14 protein-coding genes and 1 tRNA gene are annotated in these 13,080 nt (G+C 62.0%); all 15 read right to left on the bottom strand.

Translation table 11 applies throughout. From position 1 onward, the window contains the following. The 15 genes from VGM20_11080 to VGM20_11010 all read right to left on the bottom strand — a co-directional run bounded on the left by VGM20_11080 (position 1) and on the right by VGM20_11010 (position 13,080). Positions 1 to 354 (bottom strand): PadR family transcriptional regulator, encoded by a 354-nt coding sequence (locus VGM20_11080; GenBank protein ID HEY4101403.1) that lies wholly within the window; start codon positions 352 to 354, stop codon positions 1 to 3. Between the two features lie 53 nt (positions 355 to 407). Further along, positions 408 to 1,151, bottom strand: coding sequence for a thioredoxin domain-containing protein (locus VGM20_11075; protein HEY4101402.1), 744 nt, complete (start codon positions 1,149 to 1,151; stop codon positions 408 to 410). Then, the gene (locus tag VGM20_11070; GenBank protein HEY4101401.1) at positions 1,148 to 1,576 is read right to left on the bottom strand and encodes a hypothetical protein; all 429 of its coding nucleotides are present in this window, start codon (positions 1,574 to 1,576) and stop codon (positions 1,148 to 1,150) included. The genes VGM20_11075 and VGM20_11070 overlap by 4 nt, the downstream gene beginning before the upstream one ends. Before the next feature lie 28 nt (positions 1,577 to 1,604). Then, the gene (locus VGM20_11065) at positions 1,605 to 2,258 is read right to left on the bottom strand and encodes a dihydrofolate reductase family protein (GenBank protein HEY4101400.1); all 654 of its coding nucleotides are present in this window, start codon (positions 2,256 to 2,258) and stop codon (positions 1,605 to 1,607) included. A 53-nt stretch (positions 2,259 to 2,311) separates the two neighbouring features. Further along, a complete protein-coding gene (locus VGM20_11060; protein ID HEY4101399.1) occupies positions 2,312 to 2,824 on the bottom strand; it encodes a DinB family protein in 513 nt (170 codons plus the stop codon). 45 nt (positions 2,825 to 2,869) lie between these two features. Beyond that, positions 2,870 to 3,460, bottom strand: coding sequence for a GNAT family protein (locus VGM20_11055; protein HEY4101398.1), 591 nt, complete (start codon positions 3,458 to 3,460; stop codon positions 2,870 to 2,872). A gap of 42 nt (positions 3,461 to 3,502) precedes the next feature. After that, positions 3,503 to 4,018, bottom strand: a complete 516-nt coding sequence (locus VGM20_11050; protein HEY4101397.1) for a hypothetical protein — start codon at positions 4,016 to 4,018, stop codon at positions 3,503 to 3,505. Positions 4,019 to 4,104: 86 nt separating this feature from the next. Beyond that, complete coding sequence (locus VGM20_11045; GenBank protein HEY4101396.1) at positions 4,105 to 4,893, bottom strand: hypothetical protein; 789 nt, start codon at positions 4,891 to 4,893, stop codon at positions 4,105 to 4,107. Between the two features lie 721 nt (positions 4,894 to 5,614). Beyond that, positions 5,615 to 6,310 carry a hypothetical protein gene (locus VGM20_11040; protein HEY4101395.1) on the bottom strand — a complete coding sequence of 232 codons (696 nt, stop codon included), beginning with the start codon at positions 6,308 to 6,310 and terminating at the stop codon, positions 5,615 to 5,617. Continuing rightward, positions 6,307 to 7,023: a hypothetical protein gene (locus tag VGM20_11035; protein HEY4101394.1), complete on the bottom strand. Its 717-nt coding sequence runs from the start codon at positions 7,021 to 7,023 to the stop codon at positions 6,307 to 6,309. The genes VGM20_11040 and VGM20_11035 overlap by 4 nt, the downstream gene beginning before the upstream one ends. 581 nt (positions 7,024 to 7,604) lie before the next feature. After that, positions 7,605 to 8,771: a hypothetical protein gene (locus VGM20_11030; protein ID HEY4101393.1), complete on the bottom strand. Its 1,167-nt coding sequence runs from the start codon at positions 8,769 to 8,771 to the stop codon at positions 7,605 to 7,607. A 457-nt stretch (positions 8,772 to 9,228) separates the two neighbouring features. Further along, positions 9,229 to 9,301, bottom strand: a tRNA-Gln gene (locus VGM20_11025). Positions 9,302 to 9,393: 92 nt separating this feature from the next. Then, entirely contained in the window at positions 9,394 to 9,969 is a 576-nt protein-coding gene (locus VGM20_11020; protein HEY4101392.1) for a PEMT/PEM2 methyltransferase family protein, read from the bottom strand. 4 nt (positions 9,970 to 9,973) lie between these two features. Continuing rightward, a complete protein-coding gene (locus tag VGM20_11015) occupies positions 9,974 to 10,549 on the bottom strand; it encodes a LysE family translocator (GenBank protein HEY4101391.1) in 576 nt (191 codons plus the stop codon). 59 nt (positions 10,550 to 10,608) lie between these two features. Then, entirely contained in the window at positions 10,609 to 13,080 is a 2,472-nt protein-coding gene (locus VGM20_11010; protein ID HEY4101390.1) for a hypothetical protein, read from the bottom strand.

Genomic DNA, 13,080 nt, shown 5'->3' with positions numbered 1-13,080 from the left:
TCAGGCGTTCCGCGGCATTGGCGTGGTCACCTTCAGCGCGGCGAAGATCGCACCGGCGTACGTGGTCCATCGCGCGGTATCGTCACGCAAGCGGCGCCGCCCGGGGGCGGTGATGGTGTAATACTTGGCGCGGCGGCGGTCATCGGTGAGGCGCCAGTCGGCGGTGATGTAGCCGCGCTCCTCCAGCCGGTAGAGCGCCGGATAGAGCGATCCGTCCTCGAGATGCAGGACGTCGCGGGTGGCGCGTTCGACCCACCGCGCGATCTCGTAGCCGTGGGCCGCCTCGGCGCTGACCGCCTTGAGGATCAGGAGGTCGAGAGTACCGCGGAGGATCTGCTGCGACAGGTCGGCCATCGGTTCCGTCCTAGAGAGTCTAGGTTGAACCGTGCCGTGACTGTCCTAGAAAGTCAAGGGCGGTGCGTGCCGCCCGCTGCATTGGCCGCACTCGACGCCGCGATCAGCGAATCGACGAGGTGTTCCATCTGATCGCTTCCCAACCCTTCATAGATCCGGCCGCCGATCAGGAACGACGGCGTCGATTTCACCCCGATCGCGGTCCCCTCTTCGAGCGATGCCTGAATCCGGCCGGCGTACTTCGCCGATTTCATGCACGTCGTCCAGACGCCAACGTCGCCGCCCACGCCCTTGACGATATCGCCCAGAGCCGGCATCGGATCAGGGAGGCTCGCCCAGCTGTCCTGCGTGGCGAACATCTTTTCGATCACATCCCAGTTGTGTCCCTGATCATTGGCGCACGCCAGCGCATGCGCCGCGACGCGAGGATGGCGATGCAATTGATCCCATGGAAAGTCGCGGTACCGGAGCCGGATCTTTCCGGTGTTGATCAGCCGCGTCTTGACATAGGGAAACTGGATCTGGGAGAAGCCGGCACACCCCGGACACTCCAGGTCACCGTATTCCGTGACTTCGACCGGCGCCGTCGGCGATCCGAGGAAGTATCCGTGAAAGCCGCTGGTATCCGCCGTGGTCACGGCAACATTCGCTGGAATCGACACGACTGATGCAGCGTGCACCCGCGAGAAGATGAAGGCACCGCCGCCGATCACGATCACGGCGAGTGCGATGTAGAAGGGTTTCTGATTCGACGCCGTAGTCTTCGGCGGCGGCTGCTTCGGGCTGCGCTTGCTCATGAACGTTTCCTGGTCGGGCGTGATGGTGTGGTTCGGCGCGCCGCTCGGCGCGGCGGATCGACGTCGATCAATTCCTTCGGCGCCTGACAGCGCCACGCTTCGGTAATCAGCGGCCGCAGTTCACTGACGGTGACTTCGTCGAGACGGACGAGCACTGCGGGATAGCCGTTGTAGTGCGGTTCGGTGAAGAACTTCTTCTGGTCGAGCGCGAGCAGGAATTCCTTGTCGTCGAGGGACGCCGTTCGCAGCCCCAGCACCTTCGGCTGTGGGACCCGTGCTTTCTTCGGGTCGATCCGCTCGCGCCAGACCCAGATGAACGGCTTGAGCTTTCCCTTGTTCGAAATACCGAACGCGAATCGGTCGGGCAGTTCCTCGGCGCCGGGAAGCGCGAGCGCGATCCGTCGCACATCGGCCTGCGTCGCCATCAGCGGAATCTCGGCCGGGCGTCAGTGGTCACGTGCGCTTGCGCAATGTGACGTGAGTGGCGCGCTCGCCGCACCGACTGTCGGCGCATTCGTAGCCGAGCGCCGGGAGATCGAGTCCCTGCATCAGTGACTCGCCGCGCCCGAGCAGGACAGGTCGTTCGGCGAGGTGGAGCTCGTCGATGAGTCCCGCCTCGAGATACTGACGGATCGTTGACACGCCGCCGCCGATCCGGACATCCTGATCGCCGGCTGCATCCTTCGCCTGATCAAGCGCAGAACGGATCCCGTCGGTGACGAAGTAGAAGGTCGTCCCGCCGGCCATCTTCAATGGTTCGCGCCGATGGTGCGTGAGGACAAAGACGGGAGTGTGATACGGCGGTTCGTCGCCCCACCACCCTTTCCACGAATCGTCGCGCCAGGGACCGCGAACCGGCCCGAACATGTTCCGGCCCATGATCCACGCGCCGATGTTGCGGAAACCATTCTCGGCCACTTCGTTGTCAACGCCGGTTTCACCGCTGGCGCTGTCGCCACCGTGCATCTGCTGCCAGACGCGAGTCGGGAAGAACCATCCCATCAACTCGGGCCCACCAGCACCGAGCGGGTTCTCGAGCGACTGATCGGGACCGGCGCCGAACCCGTCGAGCGAAACCGCGAAGCTTTGTACGCGAACCTTTGACATGGTGCCATGACCTCACGGCCGAATGCGACGACCGGATGAAGATGATTCGACAATCACACTCGAACAGCTACCGGCAACTGCTTTCGGTGATGACGGATGTGAATCGCCTGAAACCTAGCATACGAAGCGATCGGAATTGTCCCGAATGTCGAGGTCGCAATCGTCTCGCCGCTCGATGCACGCCCGCGACACGCCTGCTCGAATCGCTGCACCGCCGCGTCGAGGCGAGCCTTCGCCGCTGCGGAATTCGGAGGGCCCTCCGTCGGATTCAGCGCCTTGAATGTCCGGCTCCTCGGGAATGCTCCGCGCTTGACCGTACGATTGAAAAAGAAGATGCGCAGCAGCGGCCGAACGACCACCGGCAGATTCGGGAACGGCGACGGCGTGCCGTCCACGACGTTCGCCGCACCATCGAGCGTCCGGGCGAGATGCTCGACCTGCTGCGATGGAGACCACTTCCCCGGCGCGACCGGCACCGCCCATACCGATTCCGCGTTGCCTGCCGCGTCGAGAAATTCGATCGCCGCTGCGTGAAGCTCAGCCAACTCCGGTTCCACCGCTGTCACTGGGACTCCGTTGTCATGGGGGAAATGATGGCTGCTGCAACACGATCACCGTTCGAAGTCGCTCCGCAACAGCCGCCAGATCATCAGGTCGCGCGGCGCGCCGCTTGGCGTGGTCCCGACGTCACGACGCGTCTCGATCAGTTCGAAGCCGAGGCGGCGGGCAATCGCAGCGCTCGGCAGATTGAGCGGATCGCAATGCAGCTCGACATGCGTGATCTCGTCACGAGTCATTGCGAGATCCACGAGGATGCGCGCGAGTTCAGTCGCCAGCCCCTTGCCGGCGTGGCCGCGATCGATCCAGTACCCGATCTCGACTCCGCCAGGTCCGATGCGCGGATAGAGCCCGATGCCGCCAAGAATCGACGATTCATCGAGCGAGAAGATTCCGTAGATCCAGCTGCTCCCGTTCACGAAACCGGTCGCGTAACCGTCGAGGCGCGCGCGAAGCTGCTCGACCGTCGTCGGTTCATCCCGCGCCCACGGAATCCATGGGAGGAGATAGTCGAGGTTGGCGTCGATCGTCTGGCGCAGGCGCGGCGCGTCGTCGGAACACCAGGCGCGGAGGAGCGCCCGCGGCGTCGCGATCGTCGTCGGGAAGATCATCGATTGGGCTGGTCCCGCAGCAGTTTCCGGCATCGGTGATAATGCTACCGTGGATCAGCGCGATTCGCTCGGCCGCTAACGCCGGCGGCGCTGCACCTCGGATGCAGCGCTGGTGGATGGGTCGAACCGGATCTCACCCTCGCCAAGTTGCGACGGCTCATCGCCCGAGGAGAGCGCCGCAGTGGCGCGTCGTGCGACGAAGAGGGTCGCCGCTGCCCCGCCTGCGCCCATCACGATCAGCAGGAGGAAATTCCCGATGGCGTCGGCGACGGACCAGACCCCGATCCCGTTGGTCGAAATCAGGGCGAAATACACCAGACCGGCGCCCGCGCCGAGGCCGCTGACGAGGCGATAGGAGACGCGACTGAGGTCACGTCCGCGCGCGATCAGCGCCAGCACGCCGGAGAAGGCGACGCCCAGCAGAAATGACGCGAAGGTGAGGTGAGCGACGAACGACACGAAACCATGCCGGGAGAGCGCGCCCGCGAGCCAGGCAACGCCGGCGACAAGGCCGCTGAGCGCACCGACCCCGATGGCGAAGGTCAGCCCTGTTCCGAGCATTCCGCGTGCGATCTTCAACCACCGACCCATTGCTGATCACTCCCGATCGAGTCCCGCCGCTGGTGGGCGGCGCGGGGACGTACGGGCGAGGGGAATAGGAGTTTCGGCTGGAAACGTCATGCGGGATCAGGCGTTAGCCCTGACGCGGACGGTCGAAATGAGGTCGCGACGACCCACCCGGCGGCGGTCAGCGTCCATGACGAGATGAATTCGGTCCAGTCGGATGACGCGGCGTGGCCGCTGGCGAGGATCGGAATCCAGACGATGATGGTGAAGAGGAGGAGTTGCAGCACGGAGAGGTCGGCGGCGAGCGGCGCGCAGACGTTGACGATGAGTGCGATCCCTGCGGCGATGAAGGTGAGGCCGGTGATGTATGCCCAGGCGTCGTGGAATGGCATCCACGACGGGATGAATTCGATGGTCCGTGCGAGGAAGGTGAAGTGCGCGATGCCGAAGAGGATCAGTCCGGCGCCGTAGATCGCGGCGGCGATCCGTTGTCCGGTGTAATCGATGCGGAAGAGCGGGAGTCGTTTGGTGCGCTGATCGGCGAAGTGAATGTAGATGATCCATGCCGCTGCAATCATCACGGCACTGTCGCCGACTTCCCACCACGCGCCGCGATCGAGCGGCGAGATGACGATGTATGGCAGGCGAAAGAGGAGGAACCAGAGGACCAAAGCGAGGAGAAACAGGCGCGATGCGCGCGCCCGGGTGCGGGATGCAAGGATGACGGTGCCGCACGCGAGAGTGATGATCGCGGTGGCAATGGCGAGGAGAGTGCGCGCCGGCAACCAGTCGGGGACACCAGCCCACGTCGTGGTGAAGTCGCGGGTGCCGAGGCCGATGATTCCAAGCCCGATCAATGTCAGCGCGAAGAACGGGATGCTCCAGCGGGTGGTGCGCATTGGGTGCGCCGGTTGGTGGAAGGCGGAATGTAGGATCGCGTGGTGGGCGGCTGAGGGGGGTGGTGAGGCTGTGGGGTCAGATCTCGGTCAGATGTATCGTGATGAGGTCCAGACACCAACCAAATCTTCAGCAACAAGACAACTTGGCCAGTGTGGAGTTGAGCAGTTCGACTCATTCTGCGGGTGTGTGACTCATGGTGGGGCTAAGAACCCTTCCCAATCATCTAGCGGAGTGCACAGCACTCGCGGGTGCTCTGACGTAAGCGCCGATCAAGCATGGGAGAGAAACAGGTGTATCGATGGACACATCTTGTCTACGGATTCTTTTCGTCAAAACACCTCCTCAAGTCGTCAGTACCGACTAACGCTCGAACGGTATTAGCGATCCGCCGAGCCTCGCTGATATTCCCCGGCGAACTTGCTGACGCGAGGTCATAATCTGCTATTTCGCGAAGCTTTTTTAGATCACGAAGAATTCGGCCGGCAGCTCGCAAGTCTTCCGCATCTCCGGGGGCATATTGGAGCGCTTTAACAACTGCATCATGCGCCTTATTCGGAGGAAACGAAAATCCGCGCTTTGTCTTGAGTTGGTCGCGCGTTTCCAAGAATGCAGAGTAGTAATATCGGGAAATCGCGCTCCGCTCTCGGGCTTCAGCCGTTGCACCAGACGCCGTCTGGAGCCAATCCGCCAAGGAGAAGAATTCTTGTGTGTCCACGAGCGCTAGAATTGTAGCACGAAATCGGTCCCGTCAAATATATCTTGCGGGAGGGCCCGAATCAGCAGCCGGTAGAATTGTTCGCGGGCACCGTTCGCACGTGCGTTCGTCGTTTGATCGGAATCATGTTCCGACAAGTCGAGGATGACTTTCACCAGGAAGTCAGCGAATGGATCGGTTAGTGGTTCGAGTCGCACCTGCGGCGCAAGGCCCCCGAATGCCTGACAGCATAGATCCTTTATCATGGTCAAGTGTTCGCCGAGGCGGGCGACGACCTGGGATTGCTTGGCGCGGCGTTCTGCCTCCTGGCGAATCGCCAACTGTGAATTCGCAAGCTGCGTTATCTGGTCCTGCAGCTGCTCGAACCGACCGTCAACGGCAGCGCCAATCCACGCCCTGGCGACAAACTGCTGAACCACTGTCGCCAGGAGAGTCGTCGGCTGAACAACATGAAAGTCGGCCGCGAAATCGACACTGAAGGCCTCAGCCTTTCCCAGATACATGCCCCAACATCCAAGTGCGGCCCGCTTTTCCGGAAACACTGTAAACTCCGACGAATCAAAGCGCCGCTCCGGTGAGCACACCCACTTTGAGGTGAACGCGTCCAAGACGTCGCTATCGTGCCAAACCGGCCGCGAGCTTTGAGCGTTTGAAACAGCGACCAGTTTTGTGCGGCGCTTCGGTGCTATCGCGGTTGTCATGTCGCTGCCTGCTGTTGACGCTCGATGGCAAATGATGCTAGGAGCTGAACGCATACATCCACCAAGCTCTGTGGCGTTACCGATTTGAAACTAGCACTATGGGTCGCGAGCAGGCGCACAAGCAGTCGCTCAATGCCGTCATATGTGCTGATCATACAGCGTCGCATACTTGTGTCGGTCGCGGGACTATCCGGAAAGGCAAACTCGATGCCCGCTATTTGAGGCAAGCCAGCGACACCATCAGCGATACCAGCAGAAGAAAACGGCAACCGAATGGTAGGCTTCCACTCCTTGAGCGACAAATTGAATCCTACACTCAGCAGCATCGGTTGCGGATTCTCGGCGGCTGGAATGTATCGCAGAATGAGTTCCGTCAGTTTGTTGCACGTCAATCGCCTATCTGGCAAATTCCCGTGCTTCGATCCAAGGACTTCATATTCCAATTCCCAACTGGTCTTACGTCCAGATTTATCTCGAAGTAACGAGAGGTGAACGTGACTACCGCGCAACGCTGACCCTCCGATTGCAACCGTGCGGATGAGGTCGTTCTCGCGGAATTGGACGAGGGGAGTGGCGGCTTTCACCGCTTTGGCAAATCCCAGAAAATCGACGTCAGATCGCTGAAACCTGGCCGTCAAAACGATGCCGTCGAGACCCTTTGGAATTGTGCCGGGCTTCGGCCGTACTGCCGTCGAGTTGGACTTCTTTGTCACAGGAGGATCGTCCTAGGCATTTGTCTTGAGTACCGGGGCGTGCCCCTGGTCGCAACGGGACAAGTAATGACAGAACTCCATTGGCGCCTAGAAAACGGTCTCACGCATAGGCTAATACTACGCAACTTGGCCTCTCGAACAAGCGCCGCCCCTACTTACAGCGGGTCGGAGGCACCTCGTCCCACCCGTGACGGATTACGAAATGGTAGGGCCCCTCATCATTGCGCGGCCGCCCGGGCGAGTTTCCATCGTCGAGGTATCTATCGCCGGCCCGAATCGAGCGGGATATTTGCCGGTGCGAGTTTGGAGCTCCGGAGCTTGGCCCGGGGAAATGTCTCGGCCTTACCTTCCGCAGAGGGACGATGTGGGTTCTTGACCAGATGGCCAGCCCTCTTGCCGAGGCGTGCCTTCGAATGGCACGAGCGTTCTGGCGATGATGACGAGCGCTCGAAGCTCATTCGTTGCGGTGCTGATTCCGAAGTGCTCGGAATCCTTCCGCCTTCGATCGACGAATCGGAACACCAGCGATAGGCCCTCGAAACCCCGGTCGGGAATTGCCGAGTACGATGTTTGCGCGCGTCCTAGTCGGCGGGCGGAATTGTTTCGAGGCCGCCATTCGCCAGCTTCAATACTTTCGTGAAGAGAATCTGAGCAAGCGCGGTCTCCTGAGCGTCCCTATGTCGTCGGAAATGGCTTATGGTCCAGCCGTTCGCAATAGCCCGTTCGATGCTTCTCTGAATTGAACCAGGGATTCCGTTAGCGGCCTGTTGGCGAGAAATCCCATTCTTTTCTCGATACGCCGCTGCATCTCTCGCTGCGCGCCAGATAAAGCAGAAGCTTTGACCAATTGAGTAGTGCGATAGTAGCTCACGCACAACCAACATCGTCTTTTCGCCTGGATGCAACGCCATGTCGTAAGCGGCAAGCTCACACCTCAAGAATTCCAAGACCTCTTCAATGGCAAGCCTCCGGTGCAGCAGACGGGCGTCGGCTCTCCAGAGTACTGGCCAATTGCCGCCAGCGAGCACCGCGCTCAAGGCTTCAACAAAACGCGGAGTACTTGGCCCCCGATTGGGCGATGGAACAACGTAGGAGACCATCGTTGGATAGTATCGCCAGGAGTGCTCGTCGTCCCCGGGCAGAATTGTCCCTGGCGGCGAATCCGGATGAACATGTATCAATTGGTGCTTTTCAAGACGAGTTAGAATCTCCTTGTCCCAATCAAGTGAAGGCGTGAGCGCCAACGGGTACTCGCCGAGTGGACTGATGTGGCTGAGATCTTCCGATCCTCCTGCACGTACAACCGATAGGAGGTAGATCGCGTCAGTGAAGCTCAACTGTTCAAACTGAGCACCTTCGTCGCGAATGGCGGCAATGTTCGATGCGATCAACTCCCTTGTCGATTCTTCCCGTTGCTGCTTGGCGCTTGCAGCCTTCTCCAATGCCTGTTGTTTGCAAACACTGCAGGTCCACAGCGGGAGCGGCGACTTGACGAGAGCAAGAAAGTCTGATCTTGACTGGAGAACGTAAGAGGCACCGCAGGAGGAGCATTCAAGATCAAGGAGAGATGCGGTGCAAGACGATTGAACCGTCGAGGGTATTTTCCCGTGTGCAATGCCGCAGGTGGCTGCCAGGTCGGCGATTCCGATGTCAAAGGCTTCTTGCTCATCGTCCAACCGCCAGTAGTCGTAGCATAGTTGGGCGATTTGGGACTCATCGGTCCAGATTTCGATGTGAATCGTGAGCATCGCGAAAGGCTAGGCAGGTACTTGGTTCGGTGCAACGGGGGTCAGGTGGCGTTCGACTGGCGACCCGGGAACCGGAGCGAGTGAGCGGCCGTGCGAGGGTGGGCCAGGATTGGCCCGAGGTCTTTATGGTATGGATTGATCATCGCACGGTCCGCGAGGTGGTAGCCGTACCTCTTCAAAGAGCGTCGGTCCTCTGACGCCAGCTCCACCCACCGTGTCTGATTTGATCGAGTCGCCATTCTGGCACGAGGCAAAGCGGATAAAGATCCAGCCTGACCTGAGGAGGGCAAAGCAAATTGTCGCTGGAGAATTAGGGCCGAGAAGCAAGGGGGCGGGACGCGTAGCTGGTAGCGGTCGCGGGAGGGCTCCGCGTATAGCTCGCGCGCCAGCGGCGCGGAGTCAAATGGACTAGGGGTGATCGATTGGCGAAATCGTTCAGCGGTAATGCCTTACTCTATTGCCCCGCCTGGGGTCGAACCAGGACTCTTCTGATCCAGAGTCAGACGTGTTGCCAGTTACACCACGGGGCACTGTTGGGTGGGCAAAGCTAGGGGGCAAACGCTGTCGGCGCAATTCTTCCAGCCACTCCCCCGCTGCACCGCATCCCCGCCAGCAGCCCGGCCTAGACCTGCTCCGGAAGCGCGTCGTAATGCGGCTTTTCCACCAGCAGATGAAACGCCAGAATCGCTCCCTGCGCCACCGTCGCCCCGACCAGGCCGGGCCACGACCGGAGCACCAGCGCCAGCCCGTATGCCTGGGCATATCCCACCGTGTACATCGGGTTGCTGAGATAGCGATATGGGCCCGGCCGTTTCAGCGGAGCCCGCGGTGTCGGAACGAAAAAGTTGCGCCAGTAATACGCGTCGCCGCCGAGACACGCCGCAGCCCATCCCTTGATGCCCAATCCGACGATTGCCAGCAGAATACCGGCGCCGGTCAACACCCAGGGGCTCACACCGCGCAGGTGCAACGTGTCGCGCGTCACGACCGACAACAGAATCAGTGCGAACGCGTCGTGATTCATGACGATGCTCGACCAGCGGCGGAAGTGCCGGTATCTCGCCTCACACGCCGCGAGATCGGCGCGGTCCGCAACCGGCCGCCGCGCCTCGCGCGCCAGCACCACTCCGACCGGCACGACATACGCCGCGCGACTCGCCAGCTGATACACGAACGCCACAATCTGCCATCCGGTCACCGGATCATCCGATCAGTTTCCACGTGGTTTGCGCCGCCAGCAGCAGGAACGCCATCCCGGCAATCGCGCGCATCACCTGGCGGAAGCGCACGCCGCCGGTCTGCATCTTCCCCGCGATGCCGGTCACAACGGCCACCGTCATCATCACGGTCAGCGTGCAGGTGTTGAAGGTCAGACCGAGCTTGAGCAGCTGCAGCGAGATCGGACCATCGCCGACCACCACGAACTGCGGCAGGAACGCGAGGAAGAAGAGCGCCAGCTGCGGGTTGGTGAGGGCGATGGCCACGCCACCCGCGAACGCCCGCGACCCGGCGTCGGGAAGCGGCGGCGGCGGGCTCGTGTCGCGGGCTCGGCGCAGCAACCGCACGCCGAGCCAGATGAGATAGAGGGTACCAGCAACGCGAATGGCGATGAAGATCGCGGGCCGTGCTGCAATGAGCGCCGAAATCCCCACCGCCGTCATCACGGTGTAACACACGCCGCCGAGTACGATGGCGAGGGCCGCGAGCGCACCGGTGGCAGCTCCGCGCTGCGCACCGGTGGTGCCGACGTACATCATGTTGGGGCCCGGCGTGAGAATCGTGCTGAATGCCGTGCCGAAGAAGACGCCGGTGAGGATCTTGGCTGCTCCCGGGACTGCTACTGGAGTCGAACCGCCAGGGCTTCGCTGTGCGGGATCGCGAGTGTCGCCGACCCAACGGTCACATCGGTTTCGGTGGCGGTGTCGTTCACCGTCGCCGCCACTGCCGACACCGGCGCGCTTCCGCACTGCAGGACCGTGACGACGAGATCCGTCGCGCGGCCGGGTGGAATCGACACCGTCACGGCGTTGCTGCTCTGCGCGCCACCACCACCGAGATTGAACGACTGCGTGCCAAGGGCGGCATCGGTCGGCAACAGCACGGTCCCGCTGCAGAAGCCGTTGTTGGTCGGATTGGAGAGCGTGAAGGTATTCCCCGACACCTGCGGCACACCCTTCATCTGCCAGCGCCATACCTTCTGCGCCGATGGATGGACCGCCGTCGCGCGATCGACGATGACGAAGACGTCCTGCTGCGGAAGATACGCAACGGTGCGCGCATAGTCGCTGACGATGTTGCGTCCACCCGCAACCCCGGCCGGATGTCCGTAGGTGTCCTTCGCCTGCGACCGGATCACGACGAGCTGATCGCTGACCTGCTTGTCGGTGATGTGCGCATCATTCCCGCCGTAGAGCGACTGCCCGCTGTCGCCGACGGTGAGGTTGTCGTAATTCCGGGTCTGCTGTTCGATCCCGCTGGCCGAGTAGATGTTGCCCGTCGCCGAGATCCACGACGAGCCCTTCCAGATCATCAGCCCGTTGCCGTTGAGCGAATTGTGCCCGTCGCCCACGATGCCGGCCTGGTAGACCATCACGGTCGACTTCGGGTCGGTCCAGCTCTGGCGGTAGACGAAATATCCCGGTCCGGAGGCGAGATAATCCTTCGGCAATCCGGTGAGATCGGCGGCGACTGACTGGGCGGGGTTGTAGTGGATCAATTCGTCGGTCGCGAGCCCGGTACCGGTTTCGCTCGACGGGACCTGGCCGATCCAGTTGAGCCAGTACTGCACCTGTGATGCGAGCAGCGGATTCGCATTCGAGCCGGCGAGGATGTCGAGCATCGCGTCGCGGTCGTAGGCATACTCGGATCCGTCGCTGACCCGGGCCTGGTCTCCGAGCGGCGCCTTGTACGCGCCACCGGGCATCGTCGATTCGATCATCCACTGCAGGGCCGCGTTCATCCAGTCGCTGTTGATCGGCGCGCCGGCAGTCGCGAAGGCATCGACAAAGCGGCCGAGATACCACGCGCTCCCCACGCCATATCCGGTTCCTTCGTCCCACGCTCCGCCGGCACCCTCGCCGGCGAAATACGGCGCCGCAACGCTATTCCAGTGCGTCATCGCGAGCGCGCGATGGAATGCCGGCCGGTTGGTGCCGCTGATGACGCTGCTGCCGGTGTCGTCACCCGCCGCGGCGAGTGCGGCCGGCCCCGTCATCATGAAGCCCCAGTAGTAGTTGTTCGAGGGCCAGAGTCCCCAGCCGCCGGTGCGCGACGGATTGGTTTCGGGCCAGACCCAGTCGGCGCGATTCATCAACCACGTCGCCGCCTGATGGCGCTGGGCGACGGTCAGGCCGTTGTAGCACCAGTCGAGGCCCATGATGAAATCGGGGAGGTTGAAGCGGTACGCATAACCGGAATCGCCCTGCAGATTGTTGCCATCGTTGGCGGAACCGGCGATCACAAGACCGGCGCGCGTCGCGTACGCCTGACTTCCGGTCGCGAGATACGCCGCGCAGAGTGCGGGCAGCGAAAACTCGTCGCCGCCGGCGACATTGGTTCCCTTGGCGACTGACGCGTCGGCCGTCGACTTGATGACTCGCCAGCGCGAGGTGTTCGCGCCTGCCTGGGCCTGCAACTGGGCCACACGTGCGGCATTCATCCAGACTCGCGGATGCGCCGCCAGGTCGGTCGACGGTGGTTGTGCCGATGCCGAATACGTCACGACCACGTTCTTGTTGTCGCCCGCAACCAGCGTCGTCGATTGCGTTGTCGACGATGCGGCATATGCCGCCGGCGGCGTCGTCACCCCATCGGCTTGCACCGAGTAGTCACCCGGCTGCAGCGAATCGAGCGTCTGCGACCCGGTGACCACGTGGGAATAGCCGGCGGGTCCGTTGACGGTCACCGCCGCGGAAGCACCGGGCGGAAGTCCGCTGACCACAACGGTGAGAATGGCGCGATCGGGAGCCGCCTGCGGCGCCTGCACGGTAATCCTGGCGGTATCGACCAGACCGCAATCGCAGGCCGCGACGACCAGATATTGTCCTGATTGGTTGCCGGCCTGATAGAGTCCGCCGGTCGAAATCGTTCCACCGGTCGCGGTATAGGTGACCTGCGACGGATGCTGGGTGCTGTCCGACCACGAAACGGTCGTCTGGAACTGGGTGGTATTGGTGGTATCGAGCTCGGTCGTGCCAGGGGTCAGGACCATCCCGGTCGCAACCGGAATGGAGTTCACGGGGCTCACGATGTCGTGAGTGCACCCGGAGAGGCAGAGGGCCGCGAAAAGCGTAAGCATGACAGTTCGCAT

It is taken from the genome of Gemmatimonadales bacterium (assembly GCA_036500345.1).
GTDB lineage: Bacteria > Gemmatimonadota > Gemmatimonadetes > Gemmatimonadales > GWC2-71-9 > Palsa-1233.
Note: the sequence above shows the minus strand (reverse complement) of the source record. Positions and strands in the feature narration are given on the sequence as shown.